Raw genomic sequence first — 24,462 nt, 5'->3', positions numbered from 1 at the left:
CGGCGGGCAGCGCAGGCTGTCCGCCGTTCACTTAGCGGGCAAATTTCTCCAGCACGCGGATCAGCTGGGTGACAAAACCGTATTCGTTGTCGTACCAGGCGACGGTTTTCACCAGCTGTACGCCGCCGGCCTCCACAATCTCCAGCTGGGTGGCATCGTAGATTGAACCGAAATGGCTGCCGATGATATCGGAAGAGACAATCTCTTCTTCGGTATAGCCAAAGGATTCATTGCCCTCAGCCGCCTGCTTCATCGCTTGATTAACCTCATCCGCAGTCACCTTTTTCTCAAGCACCGACACCAGCTCTGTCACTGAGCCGGTTTTGGTCGGTACGCGCTGGGCATGGCCTTTCAGCTTGCCGCTCAGGGCGGGGATCACCAGGCCGATAGCTTTGGCCGCGCCGGTGGTGTGCGGGATGACGTTTTCCGCCGCCGCCCTGGAGGCGCGCAAATCTTTACCGCGCGGTCCGTCCACCAGCGACTGGGTGCCGGTATAGGCGTGGATGGTGGTCATGGTGCCTACGGTGATGCCGAAGGCATCCTGCAGCACTTTGGCCATTGGCGCCAGGCAGTTGGTGGTGCAGGAGGCGACGGAGATGATGGTGTCATCCGCCGTCAGGGTGTCATCGTTGACGTTATAGACGATGGTTTTCATCTCGCCGGCGGGGGCCGAAATCAGTACCTTGCGTGCGCCGGCCTGAAGATGGGCCTGCGATTTCTCTGCCGAGGTGTAGAACCCGGTACACTCCACAATCACTTCCGCGCCCGCCGCCTGCCACGGAATATGTTGCGCCTCTTTTTCGGCATACACGGTGATGGTCTTGCCGTTGACGATCAGCGCATCTTCCGTGAAGTCGACGCTCCACGGGAAGGGGCCGTAGTTTGAATCATGCTTTAACAGGTAGGCCAGCACTTTTGGCGAGGTGAGGTCGTTGATGGCCACCACCTCGAGGCTGCTGTCGACTTCTAATAAACGGCGTAACACCAGACGTCCGATACGACCAAAACCATTAATCCCAAGTTTACTCATGGATATTCTCCGGTTGGTAAAACGACTCGATGTGATAAAACTTCTCCAGGCTTAGTCCTGACTGGCAGCCAGGTCAACTGACAATCTGTGCGGTTCGCTGTCAGGCCCACAGCATGAGGCAAAAAAGTGGATGTTTTGGCGGACTTTTTTATCCGTGACGGCAGGAAATAATTTTTGTTACCGGAGATGAGGGCGCAGCCTGCTGGCGAAGCGGTGAAAAGCGTCTATGCTTAACTATTGAATAGCTTAGTAAAATGTTGACATTAGATGAAGGGAGAACTTATGGGATTCTGGAGAATCGTTTTTACTATCATTCTGCCGCCGCTGGGGGTTCTGCTGGGGAAAGGTTTCGGCTGGGCGTTTATTCTCAACATTATTTTGACCCTGCTGGGCTATATTCCAGGCCTGATCCACGCCTTTTGGGTGCAGACCCGCGATTAAGAGCTGGCCCCGCAAACCAGACTTCCCCCCGGGACCCGCTCAGGGGGGAATCAGGCTCTCTTTATACAGCAGCCTGTTATCCTTCGACCAGTAGTGGCGAGTCTCCTCGTCCAGGTCGACGCTCCACTTAAACACCCCGGCGCTGGCGAGATCCTTACAGTATTGTTCAAAGTTGATGGCGCCGGCAAAATGGCGGATGACCGCAGCCGAGGTCAGCTGCTGGTTGGGGGCGCTGCGCACGCGCAGCAGGCTGCGGGCGCTTTTTATCGTGATCACCTTGTCGTTTGCCATCACGAAATTCATATTGCCGGTGGAGACAAAGTAGATGTAACACGAGACCTGGTGCCGACGTAGTTCATTGGCGAAGGTGGCAAAATCGGCATCTGCACGCACTTGCTCAAAAAAATAACCCAGCCTGGCCAGCAGTTCCATTTCTATCCTTATTGTATTGCTGTGTGCGGCTTTGGCCGGTAGCGGCAGAAACCATTCACGAAGTTACTTATTCGTATTTTAATAATATAGCCGCGTTATATTAATGGTTATTTGATGACTGGAACACCGTTTCAAGTGTTACAATCTATTGCAATCGTTTGCCTGCACGGCCCATCTGATGGTGAGGACATGGCGAGACGGGGAAATCCATGCCGGCGATGAAGGTCGCCGGCGGGAAAACGGGATTACTTCTGGATCAGATAGCGAATGGTCGGGCCATCCTGCTGAATATCCAGCACCGTATAGCCATGGTTCCTGGCATCGAGCGGAATGTTATTGATCGACTGCGGACAGTCGCTTATCACTTCGAGGATCTCGCCTTTTTGCAGAGAGGGCATCGCCTCCAGGGTGGCGACCGCCGGATAAGGGCAGGGCTCGCCGACCATGTCCAGGCGATAATCAGGGATGATGTTTTTCATGCACTCTCCTTCACGGTCCGGACCGCTGCCGACTGGCGGCGGAAAAAATGTCTCTCCCAGGCGATCACCAGCAGCAGGGCGATCAGCAGCAGCAGATAGGTCGCCAGCAGTCCGCCGAAGGGACCAAAAGCGTTCAGCAGGTTGACCTTTTGCCAGTGGGTGGCGAGCGGGGCGGCGATATCGTCCCAGCACCAGGCGAGCAGCGTGGAGCCGATGATGTTGCCCAGCCCCACCCACCAGTAGTGAACCTGACCTTCCACCGCCCGGTACATCCAGCCGGTTTCACAGCCGCCGGCCAGCACGATGCCAAAGCCGAACAGTAGCCCGCCGATCGCCGCGTTGGGACCGGCCCACATGATTTTCGGCGCCATCCCCAGTTGCACATAGCTGAAGATGCCGATGGCGCTCGCCGCCATGCCGAAGATTATCGCCTTCGCCATCACCGTCCGGCCGGTGATCCACATATCGCGAAAGGCGGAGGTAAAGCAGATCTGCGCCCGCTCGATAAGCAGACCGAAGCCGATGCCGAACAGCATCGCCAGGCCGAGCGCAGGGTGGTCTGCGGCGGTGAGCAGGCCCCAGCCGATCATGGCGAAAAAGACCACCATGCCCAGGCGGAAACGGCGGCGTGCCTGCAGCGGTTTTTGGGTTAACGGCGAAGCGGCGGATACCTTTTGCATTTTTACCGGGATGCGAAATAGAGGCAGCAGGGTGAAGCGAGCGCCAAACCAGGAGCCGATGGCGGTGGCGATGGCAAACAGCCAGGCGTGCAGGGAGAACTGCGGAATGCCGGTGAAAAACGCCGCCAGATTGCAGCCCATCGCCAGCCGCGCGCCGAACCCGGCGATGATACCCCCGGCCACGGCCTGCACTATGCGGATCCGGCTGCGTGGCAAGCGCAGTTTGACGTTATTGGCCCACAATGCCGCGGCCAGGCAGCCGCCGAACATGCCGATGATCATCCTGCCGTCGATGCGGGTCAGCGGCGTCCCGTCGAGATGGATCAGCTGATAATAGCCCCACTGTTCGCTGTGGACCCCCAGCAGCTGCAGCAGCTGGCCACCCCAGCGGGTAAATTCGCCGGTCACCGCCCAGAAGGTGCCGGTGATGCCAAAATAGTAGGTTGAGAGAATGCCCGCGGCGATGACCGCCGGGACGGGAGACCAGAACCGGATAAGCCAGGCCTGTTTGAAGGATTGCCATGTCATAAAAATGCCTCTGAACTCAGAAGGTATTAACGGTCGATGACCGACCGAAGGGGGCACATAGTATCCGCCTTAGCGCCTGCTTTCTCTGTTTTGGATCAAGACCCTACGCCTGCGCCAGCACCGCAAGCAGCGCCAGCAGCGCGGGCAGCGCCTGAATATAGAGAATTTTGCGGCTGGCGGTCAGCGCGCCGAATATCCCGGCGGCCAGCACGCAGGCGAGGAAAAAGATCACCACCTGCACGCCCGATGCCCCCAGCCACAGCCCCCATGCCAGGCCGGCGGCCAGGAAACCGTTATACAACCCCTGGTTGGCCGCCAGCACCCGGCTTTCCCGGGCGAAATCGGCGCTGAGGTTAAAGGCCCGGCGCCCGGCGGGCGCTTCCCAGAAAAACATCTCCAGCACCAGGATGGCGAGATGAATAATAGCGACCAGCGCAACGAGGAGAGTGGCTAACACAGCAGTCCTTAATCAATAAGATGAATGTGTCAGCAGTATAGCCGCTGGCGCTCACCAGGCGAGAGGGCGACTGCTATAGTGCTTATAGCATCATGTTTGCCTGCCGCGAAAAGCGTCGGTGTATCTGATTGCCCTTTGGTTTAGCTTCGCGGTGATAGTATGCCGGGTTCTTTTTTTACAGGTGTGGCGTAGGTTACTGAATGTTAAATAAATTATGGATTTTGTTATCCGGGCTATTGTTGGTTGCCATGCCGTCGGCGCAGGCCGGGGAATTCAATCTTTATTCGATGAATACCGGCTCCTATGTTTATCACATGACCGGTAACCACGGACAATATAACGAGCATTTCAACAACAACTTTTTCTCGGTGGAGCGCAAGTTTTCAGCGGATTCAAAATACAGCGCGCTGGTCGGCACCATGAAAAACAGCTTCGACGATCGCTGTCTGACCCTCGGCGTGCGCCGCGACTGGCTGAAAAACGACACCGGCTGGCTGCTGAAAGGCGTGTATGCCTATACCGGGGAATTTTTCTTTGACGCTTTCAGCCACTGCGGCGACTCAGGCACCTACCGCACCGCCAAAAAAATCACCGGCGTCGGTTTTTCGCCCTATATTTATCATGGTCTGCAATACAACTTTACCGATTACTTCGGCGTCGAGGGCGGGATTATTATACCGGCGATCTTCGTGATGAGTATTCAGTGGAGCTTTCGCTAAGCGCCTGGATCAGCCTGAAAAAGAAGAGGCCACGCTGGGTGGCCTGCTCATGGTGCCTTGACGGCAGGGATTAATGGAAACCGAGACGGATCAGATCTAACGGGCAGAAGCGTTCCTCGCAGCCGTCGATTTCCACGCAGTCCGCCCGACGCAGCTGCTCGGCGGTTTTCCCCTCGCCATGGATCGCTTTAATCACGCCCGTCGTACCGTTACCAGCGATCATGACCATACTGCCGGTAGCAATAGCGTTACGATTACGGTCATAGGTTTTCATGGTCTCCTCCTCAATAAACCAGGGTAAGCAATGATTAAGCGGCCAAATTAATACCGCTTCCCGCCTAAAAAAGTTTTGAGGAATATCAAAATTATTTTAATAGTGACGATAAAAGCACAGCGAGAAGGCCAGATCGTCGCGCGATGCGCTTGGTCAGCACGCCGGGTATGACTCAGGCATGCTGCCCGAAATATGTCCGTCAGATGACGGTTTTGCGGCAGGATTATTAACCTTGCCAGTCCGCGAAAAATAGCGAAATATGGCGCTATCTGGGCATCAACGGTGCCAGTGCCTGTCCTGAGGGAGCCATGAGTCAAGACGTCACCGCGAAGATGTTAAAGCCCGATTTTGATATGGAAGTGTCCGGCCTGGTGTATGGCTATCTGTTTCACGAAGATCACCCCCCACAGCCTATTGCCTCTGGTGAGGTATGTGCCAGCTATCAGGCGCTGGCTGACGATAAGGCCTTTATCTGGCTGCATCTTAATCTCAATCACGCCACCGCCGAAAAATGGCTAATCAGTCACTTTCCCGTGGCGGACTTTTTCTTTGAGGAGATCCGCAGCGGCTCGCATACCACCCGTATTGAACGGCAAGGGGAAAATCTGTTCGCCGTGCTTAACGACGTGCTGTTTCGTCCGCAAGACACCAGCGCGGAAACCGCCACGCTGTGGCTCTACTGTAGCCCGAAGCTGGTGGTGACAGCGCGTTTCAAACCATTGCGGTTTATCGAATGGATGCTGCCGCGTCTGCATACGCTTAAGGTGCATACCTCCGCTGAACTGCTGGCCTTTTTGCTGGAGGAGCAGGAGGAGGTGCTGGAGCAGGTGGTGCGCCAGGCCAGCCGCCACGTCGACCTGATTGAAGAGCGACTCCTGAGCAATCACGTGCAGCGTAATCGGGCCGATCTGGCGCGGCTGCGGCGGATGCTGCTGCGTTTTCAACGGCTGCTGGCGCCGGAACCGGCGGCAATGTTCCGGCTGCTTAACCGGCCGCCAGCGTGGATGGATCGCGCGGTGGTGCAGGCATTTCGTCAGTTCACCGAAGAGTTTAGCGTGGTGCTTAATGACCTGTCCGGCCTGATCGAGCGCATCAGCCTGCTGCAGGAGGAGATCGGCGCCCGCCAGCTGGAGCAGAGTAACCGCACCCTCTACACCCTGACGGTGATCACGGTCCTCGCGCTACCGATTAACATTGTGGCCGGTTTCTTCGGCATGAACGTCGGCGGGATCCCGCTGGCGAGCAATCACCACGGGTTTATCCTGCTGGTGGTGATTGTCGGCATCTTTACCCTCGGCGCCGGCTACCTGGCGTTCCGCCGGCGTGACGATCTGTAGTCAGTGCCGCGCGTCAACTGAGGCTGCGCAGGGCGGCTATCAGCCCTGCGACACCGCGCTCCAGCTTCTCGCGTGGACAGCCGACGTTGAGGCGCAGAAAGCCATTGCCTTCGGGACCATAGGTATATCCCGGCATAATCGCCACCTTCTGCCCGGCGATCAGCGCCTGCTGCAGTGCGCGGTCGTCAATGTTGAGGGGGCGCAGGTCGATCCACGCCAGGTAGGTGGCCTCCGGCGGCTGCCAGCGCAGCGCAGGGAAGGCGCGATTGAGCGTATCAGCCACATAGCGCAGGTTCTCCTGCAGGTAGTCGCGCAGGGCGTCGAGCCAGGGCGCCCCGTCGCGGTAGGCGGCGATATGAGCCAGCAGCGCCGGCACCGAGGGCGACGAGAGTCCATCGCGCGCTTTCAGCGCCTGCAGATAGCTGTCGCGGCAGTTTGCCTCAGGGATAAAGCCATAGGCCCCGGTAAAGGCCGGAATATTGAAGCTCTTTGATCCGGAGGTGAACAGCGCCCACGGCCCCTGAGCCACCTCGCTCCACGGGATATGACGGTGGTCGCCCCAGGTCATGTCCATATGAATTTCGTCGCTAATCACCCTGACGCCATGCTTTTGGCACAGCGCCGCCATGGTCTGGAGCTCCTCGCGGCGCCAGACTTTGCCCGTTGGGTTGTGCGGGCTGCAGAGCAGCAGCAGGGTATTCTTCGGCTCCGCCAGCGCCGCTTCCAGGCGCGCCATATCGCAGTGCCATTGATTGTCCGTCAGGGTCAGTGGCACCGGGGCGATCTGTCGGCGGTTAGCGGTGATAGTGTTATAGAACGCATCGTAGGCGGGAGTATGGACGACGACGCCGTCGCCTACTTGCGACCACTGGCGGATGGTTTCCGCCACCATATAAATAACCGACGGTCCGTAAACCACCGTTTGCGGATCGATGACGCTGTGAAAGCGGCTGGCGTACCAGTGGGCTATCGCCCCGAGAAACGCCTCGTTCTGCCAGCGGCTGTAGCCGAACACGCCGTGGGCCAGCCGCCGGCTGACGGCGTCGAGGATGCAGGGCGCGGTGGCGAAATCCATATCGGAGATGGTGAACGGCAGCAGGTCGGGGACGCCAAAGCGGTCTGCGACATAGTCCCACTGCGTGCACCAGGTGCCGTGGCGGTCGATGGGTATGGAAAAATCAAACATCGGAACTTCCTTAGCAAGGGTCCCCCTCCGTGCCGGAAGGGGACCGGTGAGATCAGGCCTGAACGGTATTCATCAGCGTGGCCATTTCATCTTTTACCGACTGCACCTGCGGGCCAATCACCACCTGCAGATTATGCTGGTTGAGCTGAACCACCCCGATGGCGCGGTGGGCTTTCAGCGCGGCAGCGTCCACTTTGCTCATATCGTGTACCGACAGACGCAGACGGGTAATGCAGTTATCCAGCGAGACAATGTTGTCGGCGCCGCCGAGGGCCGCCAGAATCGCCGGCACGTTATACCCGGATTTACCAATGGTGCCAGCGACCGCTTTCTCCACGCTGGCGGCGGTGTCGATATCGCGGCCCGGCGTTTTCAGATTGAAGCGGGTGATGGCGAAGCGGAAGATGGCATAGTAGGCCGCAAACCAGATTGCCGCCACCACCGGCACCAGATACCACTTGGTCGCCAGACCATGCAGGATGCCAAACACCACGAAGTCGATAATATTGCCGTCGGTGTTGCCGATGGTGACGCCGAGCACCGCCATGATGGTAAAGCCGAGACCGGTCAGCAGGGCGTGGATGACATACAGGACCGGCGCCACGAACAGGAACAGGAACTCCAGCGGCTCGGTGGTGCCGCCCACCACGCAGGCGATCACCCCGGAGATCAGCAGGCCTTTAATTTTATGCCGGTTTTCCGGACGGGCGCAGTGGTACATCGCCAGCGCGGCGCCCGGCAGACCGCCGAGGAAGGCTGGCATCTTACCCTGCGACAGGAAGCGGGTGGCGCTTTCGGCGAAGCCGTGGGTGGTCGGGCAGCTCAGCTGCGCCTGGAAGATGGTCAGCGCGCCGCTGACGCTGTGGCCGCAGACGTCGAGGGTGCCGCCGGCTTCCGTGAAGCGGATCAGCGCCACCAGGATGTGGTGCAGGCCAAACGGCAGCAGCAGTCGCTCGCCGGTGCCGAAGATCATCGGCCCAAAATCGCCGGCGCTATTGATCATCTTCCCGAGGGCGTTGATCCCCATGGCGAAGACCGGCCACACCAGCGGGATCGCCAGCCCGACCAGACCCAGCACCACGGTGGTGACGATCGGCACGAAGCGGGTGCCGCCGAAGAAGGCCAGGGCGTCCGGCAGGCGAATGTTGTGAAAGCGCTCATGCAGCAGCCAGACGATAATCCCGGCGATAACCGCCCCGAGGATCCCGGTATCGATCGATGGAATACCGATGATGTTCTGGATATTGTTGGCCTTAAGGATCGCGGCGTCGGTGGTGGGCAGAATGCCTTTCGCCGTCAGCCAGAAGTTGACCGCCAGGTTCATGACCGCGTAGCCGACAAAACCGGCGAAGGCGGCGACGCCTTTGTTCTCCCGTGCCAGCCCCAACGGGATGGCGATACAAAACATCACCGGCAGGAAGCTGAAGGCAAAGGAGCCGACTTTGCTCATCCAGATAAAGATGGCCTGCAGCAGCGGCATATCCAGCCACGGCAGCAGGGTCAAAACATCCTGACTGCTTAACGAGCTGCCGATCCCCAGCATGATCCCGCAAAACGAGAGCAACGCCACGGGCAGCATAAAGGTTTTTCCCAGCTGCTGGAAAAATTCCCACAAGGTGATTTTTGGTGCGGTTTTCGCCGTCATAGCACGGTTCCTGATTCTCAAGTGGTCGGGAAGAACTAACGCCACGGCAAGATAAAACGTTTTACCACTTTTTAGTGCGATAAAAATCACATATTCAAGCGATAATAAGGTTTATAAAGATCGCACAATGATAAAACGTTTTATCGACAGGCAAGGGAGTCAGCCAGCAGGTTATGGCAATCGCAAAAAAGATCACCATCAATGATGTGGCACTGGCCGCCGGCGTCTCCGTGAGCACCGTTTCGCTGGTGCTGAGCGGCAAAGGGCGCATCTCCAGCGCCACCGGCGAGCGGGTTAATCAGGCCATCGAGCAGCTGGGATTTGTGCGCAACCGTCAGGCCGCCTCGCTGCGCGGCGGACAGAGCGGGGTGATTGGCCTTATCGTCAGCGATCTCTCTAAACCGTTCTATGCCGAGTTAACCGCCGGCCTCACCGATGCCCTGGAGAGGCAGGGGAAAATGGTGTTTCTCACCCAGGGGGGACGCAGCGGCGAGAAGATGGCTCAACGGTTTGATACGCTGGCGGCGCAGGGGGTGGACGGGGTGATCATCGCCGGGGCCATCGACCGCGGCAGCGAGCTGCGCGAGCGGGCGGCGGAGGCGGGGGTGCCGCTGGTGTTCGCTTCCCGCGCCAGCTATCTCGACGATGTCGACCTGATCCGCCCGGACAACATGCAGGCGGCGCAGCTGGTGACCGAGCATCTGATCCGCCGCGGCCATCAGCGGATCGCCTGGCTTGGCGGCCAGAGCTCGTCGCTGACCCGCGCCGAGCGGGTCGGCGGCTATTGCGCCACCTTGCTGAAATACGGTCTGCCGTTTCACAGCGAATGGGTGCTGGAGTGCGAGTCGAGCCAGAAGCAGGCGGCGGAGGCGATGAGCGCGCTGCTGGGGCAAAATCCGACCATCACCGCGGTGGTGTGCTACAACAACGTGGTGGCGACCGGCGCGTGGTTCGGTCTGCTGCGGGCTGGAAGGCAGAGCGGGGAAGATGGCGTCGACAGCTACTTCGAGCAGCGGGTGGCGCTGGCGGCGTTCGCCGATGTGCCCGAGGCCGCACTTGACGACCTGCCGCTTACCTGGGTCACTACCCCGGCGCGCGAGATGGGCAAAACGCTGGCGGAGTCGATGCTGCGGCGGCTGGAGGAGGGCGCGGGCGAGACGCGAAACCAGATCATGCCCCCGCGGCTGGTGACGAGAAAATGACGGAGACGGCGCGCGGTGGCCGTCTCCTGAGCCGATACGTTACGGCTGCGGGGCGGCGTCGTCCTGCTGAGGCGCGGCGTCATCCTGCTGCGGCTGGCCGTCCTGCGGCGCGCCGTCCGGTAGCGAAGGCGCTTCCAGACCAAACATCGCGGCAAAATCCTCCAGCGGCATTTTCTGGCCGTTCAGCGTCACCTGGCCGTTCGCGTACTGCAGGCTGCTGCTGATGGCGTTATCTTCCATGGTGGTGATGCGGAACATCTGGCCCATCGCCGCCAGGCCTTTGACCTGCTGATCGGCGAGTTTGGCGGCGTCGGCTGGCTGGTAGCCTTCCAGACCGGCGATCTTAGTCATAAACTCCGTCGCCATATCCACCGGGATCACCATTTTGCCGTCAAGGGACTGCACCACGCGATCCAGGCTGTCCGCCAGCGTCTGCGGCGGAGCGGTCACCTGGGCCGGATCTTTCAGCAGAACCGAGAGGTTGAGGGTGCTTTCGCCTTTGGCATTGCGCCAGCTCAGCGGGGAGATGGTCACCGACGGATTGCCCTTAAGCAGGATCGGCAGCGCATTGAACAGGGTTTCGGTAAGCGCCTGCTGGTACAGCTCCGGGTTCTGCGCCAGCTCTGGCTTCGCCAGCAGCGCCTGAGACTGCGCGCTGTACTGCTGGCTGAACTGGTGCCACGCCTGACCGTCGACGTTATCCACTTTCAGCGTCAGTTTGCCGCTGCCCATATCCTGACCCTGCAGCTTAAGGCTGTTGACGGTGTAGTTCACCTGGCTGTTCACGCCTTTGCCGTCCTTGGTCAACGTCGAGCCGCCGTCCAGCGCCATGCCGTCAACCAGCGCCAGCTCTTTGCCTTCGACGCTGATGGCCAGCTTATCGAGGGTCATTTTTTGCTGGCCGATACGCTCGTTGAAGCTGGCCAGCTCGGTGGCGCCGTCGGTGGTCAGGTTGACGAAGCGCAGTTGCACCTTCTGGTTATATTCGTTGAGGGCATCGATCTGACCGCTGCCGGCCTGGCCCTTCAGGCTGATGTTTTTGCCGTCGCGGTCGGCGTCGAGCTGGAACTGGCCGCCGCTGAAGGTGACTTTCTCATCCCCTTTGGCGTAGTCGAGGGCATTGAGAACGATCGCCGACTGGCTGTCGCCGCTGTAGGCGATGCGCGTATCAACGGTGAAGGGGGTAGTGCCTTTGGCTATCTCGAACAATGCCTGGCTGGCGTCGTTTTTCACCAGCGTGGTGTGGACCGAAGCCATCGCCGGAGCCAGATTAAAGGTTTTTAACGAGGCCAGCGGGAAGGGGCCGTGATCGACCACCTCGTCAAGCACCACGCTCTGTCCGGCGGCCAGCCAGCCGTTAGCCTGACCGGCGATGGGCTTCACCACCAGCTGCAGATGGCTGCTGAACAGCCCGCGCTGGTAGTCCTGATAGCTCAGCTCCAGACCTGACTCCGGCGCGCTGCTGCGTAGCTGTGCGTTAGCCTGCTGCACCATATCGGCAATTCGGCCTTCCAGCTGTTTACCGGTGTACCAGGCGCCGCCTGTCCATACCACGCCCAGCGCCACGATGATTCCTGCTGCGACCAGCGATTTTTTCATAGCATTTGTCCATAAATGAAGCCAGGCGGAGAGACCGCCTGGCTGAGTTGTCATAATCAGTAAGCGAGACCTGAAAGGTCAGTCGTTTACTGGAGCTTATTGAACACGCGCGCCACGCGGCCATGGCCGCTGACCTGCACCGGCGATTCATTGGCGGCCACAAAGGCCGATTCGCCCGGCTTGAGGGTCAGGCTCTGGTCGCCTTTGCGCAGCACGGCTTCGCCGTCGACGCAGAAAACGATCGCCGCGCTCGCCTGGGCCAGATCGCTGGCCTCGGTGGAGAGATCGTGCAGCGAGAAGGCAAAATCTTCCACCGGGATCGGGAAGTCCAGTTCCGCGCCGTGGCGCTGCGGCTGGGTCAGCAGCTCACCCGCCGGTTTAGCCTCGAACTTAACGTTGGCCACCAGCTCAGGGATATCAATGTACTTCGGCGTCAGGCCGGCGCGGAGCACGTTATCCGAGTTGGCCATCACCTCCAGCGCTACCCCTTGCAGATAAGCGTGCGGCGTTTCGGCAAACAGGAACATCGCTTCGCCAGGATTCAACTTCACCACGTTCAGCAGCAGTGGGGAGAAGAGGCCGCTGTCGTCGGGATAGAATTCCGCGATCAGGCGGATGGTTTGCCACGGTTCGCCCTGCTCACGGTCCAGCACCTCGCGCAGCGCCTGCAGCGCCTGGGCTTTTTCCTCGCCCTGCATATTCAGCAGGCTGGCAAACAGCTGGCTCAGGCGAGTCGCGTCCGGCTGCTGCAGGAAGGCGCCGATCGCCGGGTGTGCGTTGGCCACCGGCTGCAGCAGGCTGACAATTTCGCTGAACTCGCGAAACGCGTTCATCGCCAGGAACGGGGTCAGGGCGAAAACCAGCTCCGGCTTGTGGTTCGGATCTTTGTAGTTACGTTCGGCGGCGGAGAGGGGGATGCCGGCGGCGTTCTCGCGGGCGAAACCCTCTTCGGAGGCCTGCTTGTTAGGATGGACCTGAATGGAGAGAGGCTGCGCGGCGCACAGCACTTTAAACAGGAACGGCAGCTCACCGAAGCGTTGCGCCACTTTTTCGCCGAGCAGGGCGGCTTTATCCGCGTCAATCACCTCGCGCAGCGAACGCGGCTGGCCATCGGCCGTCAGGACCTGCGAGCTGCTCTTCGGATGCGCCCCCATCCACAGCTCTGCCATCGGCTGGTTGTCCGGGTTGGCGATGCCATACAGTTCAGTTAAGGCGGTATGGCTTCCCCAGGCATAGTTCTGTACGGCGTTGATCAGCTTTTGCATTCTCATTCCCTGTATCAATCAAAGTAAAATTATCGCCCTATTAAACCAGCAAACGCTGGAGAAGCAACTGCTGAAAGAAAAAGTCGTCCCTGTCTCAGTTTTTGTTAAAAAATTGTGTAAGATTGATCGACTCGCTTTTCTACAGGCACATGGAGTCCCTGCCTGAAACATAATCAGCCAAAGCAGTAAGTGAGAGTACAATGTCGAATAAACCGTTTGTTTACCAGGATCCTTTTCCCCTCAAAAAGGATGACACCGAGTATTATCTCCTCAGCAGTGATTACGTCTCCGTCGCCGAATTTGCCGGCCAGGAAGTGCTAAAAGTTGACCCTCAGGCGCTGACCCTTCTGGCGCAACATGCCTTCCACGACGCCTCCTTTATGCTTCGCCCGGCGCATCAGCAGCAGGTGGCGGATATCCTGAACGACCCGGAAGCCAGCGAAAACGACAAATACGTCGCCCTGCAGTTCCTGCGCAACTCCGATATCGCCGCCAAAGGCATTCTGCCCACCTGTCAGGACACCGGCACCGCGATCATCATGGGTAAAAAAGGTCAGCGCGTCTGGACCGGCGGAGGCGATGAGGCCGCCCTGGCGCAGGGGGTGTACAACACCTATATCCAGGACAACCTGCGCTATTCGCAGAACGCCCCGCTGGATATGTATAAAGAGGTTAACACCGGCACCAACCTGCCGGCGCAGATTGACCTCTATGCTACCGATGGCGATGAGTATAAATTCCTCTGCATCGCCAAGGGTGGCGGCTCGGCTAACAAAACCTATCTGTACCAGGAAACCAAAGCGCTGATCACCCCGGCGAAGCTGAAAAACTATCTGGTCGAGAAGATGCGCACCCTGGGGACCGCCGCGTGTCCGCCGTACCATATCGCCTTTGTCATCGGCGGGACTTCGGCGGAAGCGACGCTGAAAACCGTCAAGCTGGCCTCCACTAAATACTACGATGGCCTGCCGACCGAAGGTAACGAACATGGGCAGGCTTTCCGCGACGTGCAACTGGAGCAAGAACTGCTGCTGGAAGCGCAGAACCTCGGCCTCGGCGCGCAGTTCGGCGGCAAATATTTCGCCCACGATATCCGCGTGATCCGTCTGCCGCGTCACGGCGCTTCCTGCCCGGTAGGGATGGGCGTCTCCTGTTCCGCCGACCGCAACATCAAAGCCAAAATCAACCGCGACGGCATCTGGATTGAGAAGCTGGAGAGCAATCCGGGGAAATATATCCCTGAGCATCTGCGCCAGGCTGGGGAAGGCGAAGCGGTGAAAGTGAATCTTAACCAGCCGATGAGCGAGATCCTGGCGCTGCTGTCGCAGTACCCGGTGTCCACGCGTCTGTCGCTGAGCGGCACTATTATCGTGGCCCGCGATATCGCCCACGCCAAGCTGAAAGAGCTTATTGATAATGGCGAAGCCCTGCCGCAGTACGTCAAAGATCACCCGATCTACTACGCCGGCCCGGCCAAGACGCCGGACGGTTACGCCTCCGGCTCCCTCGGCCCGACTACCGCAGGGCGCATGGACTCTTACGTCGATCTGCTGCAGTCGCACGGCGCGAGCAAGATCATGCTGGCGAAAGGCAACCGCAGCCAGCAGGTCACCGACGCCTGCCACAAGCACGGCGGCTTCTACCTCGGCAGCATCGGCGGCCCGGCGGCGGTACTGGCTCAGCAGAGCATCCGCAGCCTTGAGTGCGTGGCGTATCCGGAACTGGGGATGGAGGCTATCTGGAAAATCGACGTGGAAGACTTCCCGGCGTTTATTCTCGTCGATGATAAAGGCAACGACTTCTTCCAGCAGATCCAGACGTCGCAGTGCGCCCGCTGCGTGAAGTAAACCTGGCCGCCCTTCGGGGCGGTTTTTTTATGCCGCTTCGCGGCACGAACCACCAAAACAACTTTTCAATCTGGCCAATACTTACTCTTTTAAGCAGGTGAGCTTTGTCGCTATGACGCACTTTTCATCCAAGGAGAAAGTAATGACAACGCATCGCAGTGAAAAAGACTCGATGGGCGCCATCGACGTCCCGGCCGATAAACTCTGGGGCGCCCAGACCCAGCGTTCTCTGGAGCATTTCCGCATCTCGACCGAAAAAATGCCCGGGGAACTGATATATGCCCTCGCGCTGACCAAGCGGGCGGCGGCGAAGGTCAATCAGGATCTTGGCCTGCTGACGCCGGAGAAAGCCGGGGCGATCGTCGCCGCCGCTGACGAAGTGCTGGCCGGAAAACACCCCCAGGAGTTCCCGCTGGCTATCTGGCAGACCGGTTCCGGCACCCAGAGCAATATGAATATGAACGAGGTGCTGGCCAACCGCGCCAGTGAACTGCTCGGCGGTGAGCGGGGGATGGCGCGAAAAATCCACCCCAATGACGATGTCAATAAAAGCCAAAGCTCGAATGATGTGTTCCCCACCGCCATGCACGTCGCGGCGCTGATTGCCCTGCGGGAAAAATTGCTCCCGCCGCTGCAGGCGCTGCGGGCCACGCTCAACGAAAAAGCGGTGGCCTTCAGGGATATCGTTAAGATCGGTCGCACCCATCTGCAGGACGCCACGCCGCTCACCTTAGGCCAGGAAATCTCCGGTTGGGTGGCGATGCTGGACCATAACCTGAAGCATCTTGACGCCAGCCAGCCGCATCTCGCCGAGCTGGCGCTGGGCGGGACGGCGGTGGGTACCGGGCTGAATACTCATCCGGAATATGCCGTGCGGGTGGCGGCCGAACTGGCATCGCTCAGCGGACAGCCGTTTGTCACCGCGCCGAACAAATTCGAAGCGCTGGCCACCGTCGATGCCCTGGTCCATGCCCACGGCGCGCTGAAAGGTCTGGCGGCCTCGCTGATGAAAATCGCTAACGATGTCCGCTGGCTGGCCTCCGGGCCGCGCTGCGGGATTGGGGAAATCGCCATCCCGGAAAACGAGCCCGGGTCATCGATTATGCCCGGCAAAGTCAACCCGACGCAGTGCGAAGCCCTGACCATGGTCTGCTGCCAGGTGATGGGTAACGACGTGGCAGTGAATATCGGCGGCGCCTCGGGTAACTTCGAGCTCAACGTCTATCGGCCGATGGTCATTCACAACTTCCTGCAGTCGGTGCGTCTGCTGGCGGACGGCATGTCGAGCTTTAACGAGCACTGTGCGGTGGGGATTGAGCCGAATCGCGAGCGGATCAACCAGCTGCTCAACGAGTCGCTGATGCTGGTGACCGCGCTGAATACCCATATCGGCTATGATAAAGCGGCGGAGATCGCCAAAAAAGCGCACCATGAGGGGCTGACCCTGAAGGCCTCGGCGCTGGCGCTGGGCTACCTGACGGAAGCCGAATTCGACAGCTGGGTGCGCCCGGAGCTGATGGTCGGCAGCCTGGCTACTCGCTAGCCAGCCAGAGGTGCAGGCGAGGGATCAGTAATCTCAGCGACTGCGCCTCCGGTTTGTAGCGGTATTGCACGTTGTCGGCATCGTAGTTGAGCAATTCGCCCATATCCGGCACGCTGACCCCCTGGCTGCCGGATATCAGGGCGATCAGCGGGCTGGGGCAGGCGTACTGCACCTGTTTCTGCTCGCTGGCATACCAGACGCGGGCAATCGGCTGTACTTTCACCGGCCGTTTAATTTTCAGCCGCGCCCGCTGCGGCAGGGCGGCGATATCCTGATACTCCCTCTCCAGTTTGCTCTGCCACTGCTCGCGGGTCCAGGGCGGCACCGCCCGCGGCGATTGCAGGCTTTTCTCCAGCATCATCAACACCTGGTCGCGGGTCAGGTTTTTGATCACGTGCTTATTGGCCCAACCGAAGCGGATAGTGCTCGGGTCGAGAAGGGGCGTTAGCGTGCGATAGGCGCTGAGGGTAATTAATCCAGGCAAATGGCGATGCACCCACTCAAAGCGGGCGGTGGGGGGCAGGCCAGAGTCGACGGTGACGATTTTCTCGAAGGTGGCCTTAAGGGTGTTGATCTGCTGAATGCGCGCCAGCAGCGCCTGCTGTTCCGCGGCGGTGACCTGCAGGCAGATAGCACCCGGCAGGCGGACGGCGGCTTTGCTGCTGCGGGTTTCCGATTGCTGCTGGATAAACAGATGGCCATAGTGTCGCAGGGCGAGATCCAGCGCCGCCTCCCCGGTGTGCTGGACGACAGTAATGTTCGCCAGCGGGTCATGCTCGGCATCTTTACTGATTGCCGGCAGCTCAAACACCCGGCCCGCCAGCAGTCGACAGGTCGTTAACGCCTGGCGCAGCGCCTGCAGCTCCAGCTCGATCTGGCGAAAGGTATCATTCAGACGTTCAACGAGGTCGTAGCTGGCCATCGCATTCACCTTAGTTACAACATACTATTCGATTTTTACAGCATACCCAGCCCGCGGCCGCTGTGCAACTTTTATTCAGGCAGAGGTAAAATCGGGCAACTGATGATAGACCGGCCAGCTAAAACAGAAACGGGCGCCGCCGAGAGGACTGGCCTCGCAGCGAACCTCGCCTCCCATCGCCTGGGCGATACTGTGGACGATGGCCAGGCCGAGGCCACAGCCTCCGGTCGCCCGATCGCGGCTGGGGTCTAGACGAACAAAAGGCTCGAACACCCGCTCGCGCTCCTCGGGGGCAATGCCCGGGCCGTCATCATCGACCTGCAACGACGCGCGGGAACCCTGCAGGGTCAGGCTGACCGCCACCCGCTGACTGCTGTAGCGCAGGGCGTTATTCACCAGATTATCCAGCACCCGCTCCATCAACCGCATATCCAGCGCGCCATAGTTGCCGCGGGTCAGCGTCGCCAGGCAGACCTCGCGCTGCGGGTTGACCATCTGGATATCCTCGACGTGGTCGCTGATCCAGGCGGGAAAATCGGGGGTGGTCAGGCTGAGCTCCGTCTGCGGGCGGTCGAGACGGGCGTAGGTCAGGAGCTCTTCAATGAGCGCCTCCAGCTGGCCGATATCACGGTTCAGCGCCTGCGATTCCGCCTCGGTGAGGTTTTCGCTCATCTCCAGACGGTAGCGCAGGCGCACCAGAGGCGTCCTGAGCTCATGGGCGATGCCGTCAATCAGCTGCTTTTTGCTGGCAATGAGGGCGTTAATGTTGTCGGCCATCTGGTTAAAGGCCACCCCGAGCCGCTCAAAGCTGGACATGCTGTCAAAATGAATACGCTCGCTGAGGTGGCCTTCGCCAAAGCGCTGGGCGGCGGTCTCAATGCGCAGCATGTCCTGCCAGTGCGGACGCATCCAGATAAACACCGGGAAGGCCAGCGAGATAGCGATAAACGCCATCAGCGCCACGTCCAGCAGGCGCATTTCATGCAGAAAATAGAGATAGGGTACCGGGCCCACGGATAACACATAGTGGCTGCGGGGGATGCGCTGGATAAAGGTGTACTGGTCGTCGAGCGCAACAATATCCCCAGCGCGCAGGTGCTGCATCGAGCTTTCCGACAATTTAAATTTGCTCATCGGCTCGATGTGCAGGTCGAACGACAGATTAAGGTCCAGCTCTTTAAGCGTCTTGCTCCAGTCGCGAGGGGGAATTTCCCGCAACTCGCTGCGCATCAGATACAGTGAGCTTTTCATCAGATCGTCAAGCGACTGCCTTCCGGCGCGTTCAGCGGTAAATTTATAGACCAGGCCCACCAGCATGGTCATCACCAGAAAGCAGACGAAGAGCAGAAGATAGAACTGCACGAACAGCTTTTTCATTACATTACCGCATATTCAAAAAGAGAAACCTGCCGGCGCCCCGGACCATCTGCAGGGCAGGGCGAAAACGTCACGGATTTACCGGGGCGAGCCGAAGCCCGCGCGGGCATAACCGATACGCTATCAAAGCAGGGTTTATGCCCCCTGACAATAGCCAGCCGGGGGGAGCGACGCCGTTAAAAATGTGACGCTGTCACTCATTGCGGGCTTACGTCTGCATGAGGCCAGGATTGTGGCCAGCGTATTCTGCGCGCCGCTGGGCGCTACTCGCGATAGTAGGGTATATCCACCGGATAGAGGGTGGCCAGGCTCAGCAGCCGACAGCGCACCAGCTGTTCTGCTTCGGCATACCAGTAAGCAAATTCGCCGGTGGTCTGGTGGTAAATCATCTGATCAAGATTAGCAAACGGGATCACCAGCAGCGGCCCCTGGCGCACGTATCCGCCGCCGGTTTCGAAATGGTGATCTCCCCAGGATTGCTGGGTATGTTGATAGCGGTGAAGAAGCACCTTAATCTGCCCGCGCTGTGGACAGAGGAGCCGGATATCGGCGTTGTCGAGAGAAAAAGCCCAGCCAGAGAGTGACGTGAAGAGAGTAAGTGCCAAAAGTACAACGTATTTCATCATGCAAAAGTCCTGTGTTTTCAGGCTTTATGCCACTCTGATAACGCTAAGTCCTTGAACACAATCATATTGAGGGGTTATGTGATGGGCTTCTGTACGGCGAAACATATTGATTTACTCAATATGACAAATGGGCGGCGGTCAGCCAGCGCGAAGGTGGCGAAAAAATGCGATGCGCTTGCCGCCGGGGAACAGGCGGTGAAACGGGCCCCTTTCAGGGCCGCAGACTGACCGCTCAGTTATCCCAGGCGTGGGGGGCGAAGAGGTAGCCTTTGTTGCGTACCGTCTTAATCCGGTAGGGTTCGGTGGCGTTGTCGAGCAGTTTTTTGCGCAGGCGCGAGATAGCGACGTCAACGCTGCGATCCATCCCGTCGTAGGTGACGCCGCGTAAATTTTTCAGCAAGGCGTCGCGGTCCATAATCTGCCCGGCGTGGGTGGCCAGTTCCCACAGCAGGTCGAAATCGGCGGTGGACAGGGCGATGCTTTCTCCGCCGAGCAGCACCTGGCGGTTGACCGGGTCAATGGTCAGTGAGCCAAAGGAGATGGTCTTGTGCGGGGTCAGCGTCGAAGGCGCGCCTGTACCCGCCGGGGCGATATGCTGGCGCAAATGCAGACGCAGTCGCGCCAGCAGCACCGCCGGCGGTGTGGTCTTCAGGATATAATCGCTGGCACCCATCTCCAGGGAGAGGATATGGTTCATATCGCTGTCGAGCGAGGTCAGCAGAACAATCGGCCCTTGCCATTGCCCACGCAGATCGCGACAGAGGGTCATTCCGTCCTTGCCGGGCAGCATAATGTCCAGCAGCACGAGGTCCGGTTTCTCCCGCGCGATCACTTCCTCTGCGCGGTCGCCGCGAGGCTCGACCACCACCTCCATATCATGCTTGCCGAGATAGGCGGCGATCAGCGCTCCTACCTCAGGATCATCCTCAACAAAAACGATTTTATTCATGTCTATTGCACATCAGTAAAAGAAGTAACATACACCGCGGCTATTTTACCCGCCATTCCTGTTTTATAAACAGCGCTAATTCCGCTATGCTGCGCTAACTTGTTGATTCATTGTTAAGGCATATGGACATGGGGCTGTTACTCAAAGGGCTGCTGGGCGCGCTGGTGGTGGTGCTGATTGGCGTGCTGGCGAAAACCAAAAACTACGCCATCGCCGGGCTTATTCCGCTGTTTCCCACCTTTGCGCTCATCGCCCACTATATTGTTGCCAGCGAGCGTGGTATTGAAGCCCTGCGCGCCACTATCGTGTTCGGCATGTGGTCGATCGTTCCCTATTTTATCTATCTGCTGTCGCTGTGGTACTTCACCGGCATCATGCGCCTGCCGTTAGCGCTGGCAGGCGCAGTGGGGTGCTGGGGGCTGTGCGCCTGGCTGTTGATTGTTGGCTGGAGCCGCTTCCACTAACGCAGAGGGCGACCGCCGTCGACGGCGTATGACCGGCCGGTCACGTAGCGGCTGGTAAACAGATAGTCGATAAGGTCGCTGATCTCTTTCTCGCCCGGGGCGATTTTCATCAGCGATTTATCCAGCGCCTGCTGACGATACGCCTCGTCGTCACCTTCATTGAACATGATCAGCGACGGGGCTATAGCGTTGACTTTGATCTCCGGCGCCAGCTTGCGGGCGAAGGAGCGGGTCATGTTGTCCAGCGCGGCCTTGCTGGCGGCGTAGGCGATATGTTTATCGCTCCCGCGCTCCACCACGTAATCGGTGATATGGATAATGTCGCTGGCGGCATGGCCGTGGCCGCGCAGGAGTTCTTCCAGCGCGTGGTTGAGCAGATAGGGGGCATGGACGTGGATCTGCATCATGCGGTTGATCACCGTGCTGAGCGGTACTCCCGGCTTCTCCGCCATCCAGTCGCTGGCGTTGTGGATGATGGCCCGCAGGCCGCTGGTATGCGATTTAACCGCTTCGGCAAAGGTCAGAATGCCGTCATCGCTGCTGAAGTCGGCCTGCAGACAGAGAGCGCCTGCCTGGCGCAGGTCATCGATCGCCGGATAGGGCGTGCGATAGCTGACGATGACCGGCTGATGTTGCTGCAGAAAATGGTGCGCCAGCGCGAGGCCGATGCGGCGGCCTCCTCCTGTGATCAGAACCGGGCGGGGCTGTAGTTCAGCCATGGGTATCTCCTTTGATTTAGGCGGCAGGGCGACCGCTTACCCCACCAGCATCCACGTTGCCGGCACAGCGGCAACCAGCAATAAACCAATTAGCGCCAATTCGCGGCGTTTGAGCGAACGATCGTGCTGGTGCGTACGCCGCGCGTACAAAAAGACCAGAAGACCCGGAGCGTAAAGTACCACCGACAACAGCAAATGCACAGGTCCCGACGCGTATAATAACCATAAGCCATAAATGCAGGCGCCGATACCCACCGCTTGATGCAGCGGACGGGTGGCGATTTTCAGCAAAAAGGCGCCGACCAGCAGATAGGGCACGAGGATCATCTCTGACGCAATAGTCAGCAGGGTGCCGTAGTCCGAACCGGTCAGCCAGATCAAAACCAGCGACGCCTGAACGCTGATATTGGTCAGCCACAGCGAGGCGGAGGGGGCGTTGTTGCGGTTCTGACGGGCGAACAGGCGCGGGAAGGCTTTGTGGGTGGCCGCGAGGTAAGGCACTTCGGCGGCCATGATGGTCCAGCTGAGATAGGCGCCGCACACCGACACGATAAGCCCGGCGGCAATCACAATTTCACCCCACGAGCCCATCAGTCTGACCATCAGTCCCGCCATCGACGGGTTGCGCATTTCGGCCAGTTCGCTACGCGGCACCACGCCCAGCGACAGCAGGGTGACCAGCAGATACACCGCGAGGGCCGAAAGCACCGCCAGCAGCGTCGCGCGCCCAACGTCGCGCTTGTGACGCGCGCGTGCGGAGACCACCACCGCGCCTTCGACGCCGATGAACACCCACAGAGTGATCAGCATCGTGTTTTTAACCTGCTCCCACACCGGTACGCCCAGCGCCAGGCCGCTGAAATCGAGGCGGAACGTATCCAGCTGAAAGGCCAGGGCGGCGAGGGCGACAAACGCCCCCAGCGGCAACAGCTTGGCGAGGGTCGCGACCAGGTTAATCCCCGCCGCCGTCTGCACCCCACGCAGGACCAGAAAGTGGACTACCCACAGCAGAACTGAAGCGCCGACGATCGACTGCCAGGTGTTGCCATCGCCAAACAGGCGCAGCTCAGGGGTATCGGTGAAGAAACTGAGCGCCGAAAAGACGATCACCAGATAAGAGACATTGGCAATCACCGCGCACAGCCAGTAGCCCCACGCGGAACAGAAGCCGATCAGCTCGCCGAACCCTTCACGGGCGTAGGTGAAGATCCCGCCGTCGAGGTCGGGGCGAATACGGGTCAACAGCAGCATCGCGAAGGCGAGGAACAGGATCCCGACGCCGGTGATCGCCCAGCCGATGAGCAGAGCGGAAGGGCTGGCCACGGCCGCCATATTTTGCGGCAAACTGAATACGCCAGCGCCGAGCATTGAGCTAAGGACCAGGGCGGTCAGGGCGCTCAGGCCCAGTTTCTTTTCCATTGCATTCCCGAGGTGAAAATGGCTGTTCCAGAATATTTATTTTGCGAAATCGCATAAAAATGGAGGATTGCGCTAAGGCGCGGGATTTTACGGAGTGTCCGGGGGCCATGCAATGGCGGGGGATGAAAAAAAATGAAAAGGCGGCAATGCGCCGCCTTTTTAGCCAGTCTGCAGCGATTATTTGTACAAATCGGCGCTGATGGTGATGTTGCCGCCGCGTTCCTGCCACTGGCGGGTAATGTGGTAGTACTTCGCCCCTTTCTTCGCCGCGCGTTTCGCCGTCTGATAAGAGATTTCCGTCATGTTGCCATAGTTGCCGGTGAACTTGATGTTATCGAACGGCACCATTTGCGCCGCGGTCACTTTGTTCACTTCTTCAACTTTGGTGCCGTCCGGCAGCGTGACAGTGTAACGTCCGCCTTTCGACGACTGGGTCTCGAAGAAACGACCTACGCCGGTGCCGGAGCCAACCGCCGCGGTGGTGGCGACACCCGGGATTTCGACGTTTTTCGCCGCTTCGCCGCCTTTGGCCAGCGCCGCGCGGCCGGCTTCAGAATCAGCCGGGATAGCGTCCGGGCTCTGCAGAACGCGTTTCTCCGCATCTTTTTTGTAAATATAGGCGGTAATGCGCTGGTTGCCGCCCTGGTTGGCGTCCACCTGGCGGACGATGAAGAACGCATAGGCGCCTTTCGCTTTCGCCGCTTTGGTGATGGCGTCGTTCACTTCCGGCTGACTGCGATAGAAGCCCTGGACGGTGACGGTGTCGTAAGGCATCAGCTCAACGGCCTGATCTTTCGGCAGCTCCATCACGCCATTGATGATGCGATTTTTCGGCGCATCCGCTTTCGGCGCGTCGTCTTTATAGAGGTCAGCCGTGACGCGCCAGTTGCCGCCATTGCCGTAATCCGACGTGTCGACAACATAGAATGAGGCCGCGCCGTCTTTGTCAGCTTTGCGCGATACCGCTTGCACCGCGTCGCCAATGGCATTAAACCGGCCGGTGACGACAACGCGATCGTAGGGCTTCAGCGCAGCCGCCTGCTCCGGGGTCAACTCGGTCGCTGCGTGGGCAGACAACGTGGCGGTTGTCAGGAGAGCAGACGCCAGGAGGGTGTTTTTAAGCTTCATAAAAATAATCCTTTGCCTTGCGCAAACCATATACTGGTGTTGTTGTTGACTGAAAACGTTTGATTATTGCATTTAATCGCTGTGACTGTCTGCGTCATTTTTTGCTTGCCGCCCGAATCGTATACCACGGAAAGATAACATTTTTCGATATGTTGAAAAAACAGCCGCTTGACCAGCAAAAACGATAATCGATA

24 protein-coding genes are annotated in these 24,462 nt (G+C 59.1%); 7 read left to right on the top strand and 17 right to left on the bottom strand.

Annotation, left to right across the window (positions count from 1 at the left end; translation table 11 throughout):
* Positions 1–31: 31 nt before the first annotated feature.
* Entirely contained in the window at positions 32–1,030 is a 999-nt protein-coding gene (gene gap, locus ACLH1I_RS10980; RefSeq protein WP_023318131.1) for a type I glyceraldehyde-3-phosphate dehydrogenase, read from the bottom strand.
* A gap of 282 nt (positions 1,031–1,312) precedes the next feature.
* On the opposite strand from gap, the gene ACLH1I_RS10975 reads away from it, so the two are divergent.
* A complete protein-coding gene (locus ACLH1I_RS10975; protein WP_002903230.1) occupies positions 1,313–1,471 on the top strand; it encodes a YqaE/Pmp3 family membrane protein in 159 nt (52 codons plus the stop codon).
* A 39-nt stretch (positions 1,472–1,510) separates the two neighbouring features.
* Here the strand turns inward: ACLH1I_RS10975 and ACLH1I_RS10970 are convergent, their stop codons facing one another.
* The 4 genes from ACLH1I_RS10970 to ACLH1I_RS10955 form a co-directional block, all read right to left on the bottom strand.
* A complete protein-coding gene (locus ACLH1I_RS10970; RefSeq protein ID WP_004204091.1) occupies positions 1,511–1,903 on the bottom strand; it encodes a DUF1398 domain-containing protein in 393 nt (130 codons plus the stop codon).
* Positions 1,904–2,148: 245 nt separating this feature from the next.
* Positions 2,149–2,382, bottom strand: a complete 234-nt coding sequence (gene yedF / locus ACLH1I_RS10965) for a sulfurtransferase-like selenium metabolism protein YedF (RefSeq protein ID WP_004204092.1) — start codon at positions 2,380–2,382, stop codon at positions 2,149–2,151.
* The gene (gene yedE, locus ACLH1I_RS10960; protein ID WP_043522946.1) at positions 2,379–3,590 is read right to left on the bottom strand and encodes a selenium metabolism membrane protein YedE/FdhT; all 1,212 of its coding nucleotides are present in this window, start codon (positions 3,588–3,590) and stop codon (positions 2,379–2,381) included. Before yedE ends, yedF begins: the two co-directional genes overlap by 4 nt.
* 103 nt (positions 3,591–3,693) lie before the next feature.
* Complete coding sequence (locus ACLH1I_RS10955) at positions 3,694–4,047, bottom strand: DUF1304 domain-containing protein (RefSeq protein ID WP_017898710.1); 354 nt, start codon at positions 4,045–4,047, stop codon at positions 3,694–3,696.
* A gap of 239 nt (positions 4,048–4,286) precedes the next feature.
* Between ACLH1I_RS10955 and ACLH1I_RS10950 the strand changes: the two genes are divergently transcribed.
* Entirely contained in the window at positions 4,287–4,766 is a 480-nt protein-coding gene (locus ACLH1I_RS10950) for a hypothetical protein (RefSeq protein ID WP_075201775.1), read from the top strand.
* A gap of 70 nt (positions 4,767–4,836) precedes the next feature.
* Here the strand turns inward: ACLH1I_RS10950 and ydfZ are convergent, their stop codons facing one another.
* Positions 4,837–5,040, bottom strand: a complete 204-nt coding sequence (gene ydfZ / locus ACLH1I_RS10945; protein ID WP_017898709.1) for a putative selenium delivery protein YdfZ — start codon at positions 5,038–5,040, stop codon at positions 4,837–4,839.
* Between the two features lie 308 nt (positions 5,041–5,348).
* On the opposite strand from ydfZ, the gene ACLH1I_RS10940 reads away from it, so the two are divergent.
* Entirely contained in the window at positions 5,349–6,377 is a 1,029-nt protein-coding gene (locus tag ACLH1I_RS10940) for a CorA family divalent cation transporter (protein ID WP_048294707.1), read from the top strand.
* A gap of 13 nt (positions 6,378–6,390) precedes the next feature.
* Here ACLH1I_RS10940 and ACLH1I_RS10935 read toward each other — a convergent pair whose 3' ends face one another.
* Both ACLH1I_RS10935 and malX read right to left on the bottom strand, forming a co-directional pair.
* The gene (locus ACLH1I_RS10935; RefSeq protein ID WP_064794816.1) at positions 6,391–7,563 is read right to left on the bottom strand and encodes a MalY/PatB family protein; all 1,173 of its coding nucleotides are present in this window, start codon (positions 7,561–7,563) and stop codon (positions 6,391–6,393) included.
* A gap of 52 nt (positions 7,564–7,615) precedes the next feature.
* Positions 7,616–9,208: a maltose/glucose-specific PTS transporter subunit IIBC gene (malX, locus tag ACLH1I_RS10930; RefSeq protein WP_017898706.1), complete on the bottom strand. Its 1,593-nt coding sequence runs from the start codon at positions 9,206–9,208 to the stop codon at positions 7,616–7,618.
* 173 nt (positions 9,209–9,381) lie between these two features.
* On the opposite strand from malX, the gene ACLH1I_RS10925 reads away from it, so the two are divergent.
* The gene (locus ACLH1I_RS10925; RefSeq protein ID WP_017898705.1) at positions 9,382–10,410 is read left to right on the top strand and encodes a Mal regulon transcriptional regulator MalI; all 1,029 of its coding nucleotides are present in this window, start codon (positions 9,382–9,384) and stop codon (positions 10,408–10,410) included.
* A gap of 39 nt (positions 10,411–10,449) precedes the next feature.
* Here ACLH1I_RS10925 and ACLH1I_RS10920 read toward each other — a convergent pair whose 3' ends face one another.
* Positions 10,450–12,009 (bottom strand): YdgA family protein, encoded by a 1,560-nt coding sequence (locus ACLH1I_RS10920; protein ID WP_064794817.1) that lies wholly within the window; start codon positions 12,007–12,009, stop codon positions 10,450–10,452.
* Positions 12,010–12,095: 86 nt separating this feature from the next.
* Positions 12,096–13,274, bottom strand: coding sequence for a mannose-6-phosphate isomerase (manA, locus tag ACLH1I_RS10915; protein WP_004204108.1), 1,179 nt, complete (start codon positions 13,272–13,274; stop codon positions 12,096–12,098).
* A 200-nt stretch (positions 13,275–13,474) separates the two neighbouring features.
* On the opposite strand from manA, the gene fumA reads away from it, so the two are divergent.
* Positions 13,475–15,121 carry a class I fumarate hydratase FumA gene (gene fumA, locus ACLH1I_RS10910; RefSeq protein ID WP_023318141.1) on the top strand — a complete coding sequence of 549 codons (1,647 nt, stop codon included), beginning with the start codon at positions 13,475–13,477 and terminating at the stop codon, positions 15,119–15,121.
* 142 nt (positions 15,122–15,263) lie between these two features.
* The gene (fumC, locus tag ACLH1I_RS10905) at positions 15,264–16,664 is read left to right on the top strand and encodes a class II fumarate hydratase (RefSeq protein WP_049004203.1); all 1,401 of its coding nucleotides are present in this window, start codon (positions 15,264–15,266) and stop codon (positions 16,662–16,664) included.
* Here fumC and tus read toward each other — a convergent pair.
* From tus to rstA, 4 genes are all read right to left on the bottom strand, one after another.
* A complete protein-coding gene (gene tus, locus ACLH1I_RS10900; protein WP_065904130.1) occupies positions 16,654–17,586 on the bottom strand; it encodes a DNA replication terminus site-binding protein in 933 nt (310 codons plus the stop codon). The two genes, fumC and tus, sit on opposite strands and share 11 nt — an antisense overlap.
* A gap of 75 nt (positions 17,587–17,661) precedes the next feature.
* The gene (gene rstB, locus ACLH1I_RS10895; RefSeq protein ID WP_049004202.1) at positions 17,662–18,963 is read right to left on the bottom strand and encodes a two-component system sensor histidine kinase RstB; all 1,302 of its coding nucleotides are present in this window, start codon (positions 18,961–18,963) and stop codon (positions 17,662–17,664) included.
* Between the two features lie 263 nt (positions 18,964–19,226).
* Positions 19,227–19,589 carry a hypothetical protein gene (locus tag ACLH1I_RS10890; RefSeq protein ID WP_004887058.1) on the bottom strand — a complete coding sequence of 121 codons (363 nt, stop codon included), beginning with the start codon at positions 19,587–19,589 and terminating at the stop codon, positions 19,227–19,229.
* Between the two features lie 232 nt (positions 19,590–19,821).
* The gene (gene rstA, locus ACLH1I_RS10885; RefSeq protein ID WP_004887056.1) at positions 19,822–20,538 is read right to left on the bottom strand and encodes a two-component system response regulator RstA; all 717 of its coding nucleotides are present in this window, start codon (positions 20,536–20,538) and stop codon (positions 19,822–19,824) included.
* A gap of 128 nt (positions 20,539–20,666) precedes the next feature.
* On the opposite strand from rstA, the gene ACLH1I_RS10880 reads away from it, so the two are divergent.
* Positions 20,667–21,002, top strand: a complete 336-nt coding sequence (locus ACLH1I_RS10880) for a GlpM family protein (protein ID WP_043523134.1) — start codon at positions 20,667–20,669, stop codon at positions 21,000–21,002.
* Here ACLH1I_RS10880 and folM read toward each other — a convergent pair.
* The 3 genes from folM to ydgH all read right to left on the bottom strand — a co-directional run bounded on the left by folM (position 20,999) and on the right by ydgH (position 24,268).
* Positions 20,999–21,721, bottom strand: a complete 723-nt coding sequence (gene folM, locus ACLH1I_RS10875) for a dihydromonapterin reductase (RefSeq protein WP_004887050.1) — start codon at positions 21,719–21,721, stop codon at positions 20,999–21,001. The two genes, ACLH1I_RS10880 and folM, sit on opposite strands and share 4 nt — an antisense overlap.
* 36 nt (positions 21,722–21,757) lie before the next feature.
* Positions 21,758–23,140, bottom strand: coding sequence for an amino acid permease (locus ACLH1I_RS10870; RefSeq protein ID WP_032455954.1), 1,383 nt, complete (start codon positions 23,138–23,140; stop codon positions 21,758–21,760).
* A gap of 177 nt (positions 23,141–23,317) precedes the next feature.
* Positions 23,318–24,268 (bottom strand): DUF1471 family protein YdgH, encoded by a 951-nt coding sequence (gene ydgH / locus ACLH1I_RS10865; protein WP_004887044.1) that lies wholly within the window; start codon positions 24,266–24,268, stop codon positions 23,318–23,320.
* Between the last annotated feature and the right edge of the window lie 194 nt (positions 24,269–24,462).

The organism is Klebsiella sp. 1SOBk10mer, assembly GCF_046602535.1.
Classification (GTDB): Bacteria; Pseudomonadota; Gammaproteobacteria; order Enterobacterales; family Enterobacteriaceae; genus Klebsiella; species Klebsiella quasipneumoniae.
The sequence above is the reverse complement of the archived record's forward strand: the minus strand, read 5'-3'. Positions and strand labels throughout refer to the sequence as shown.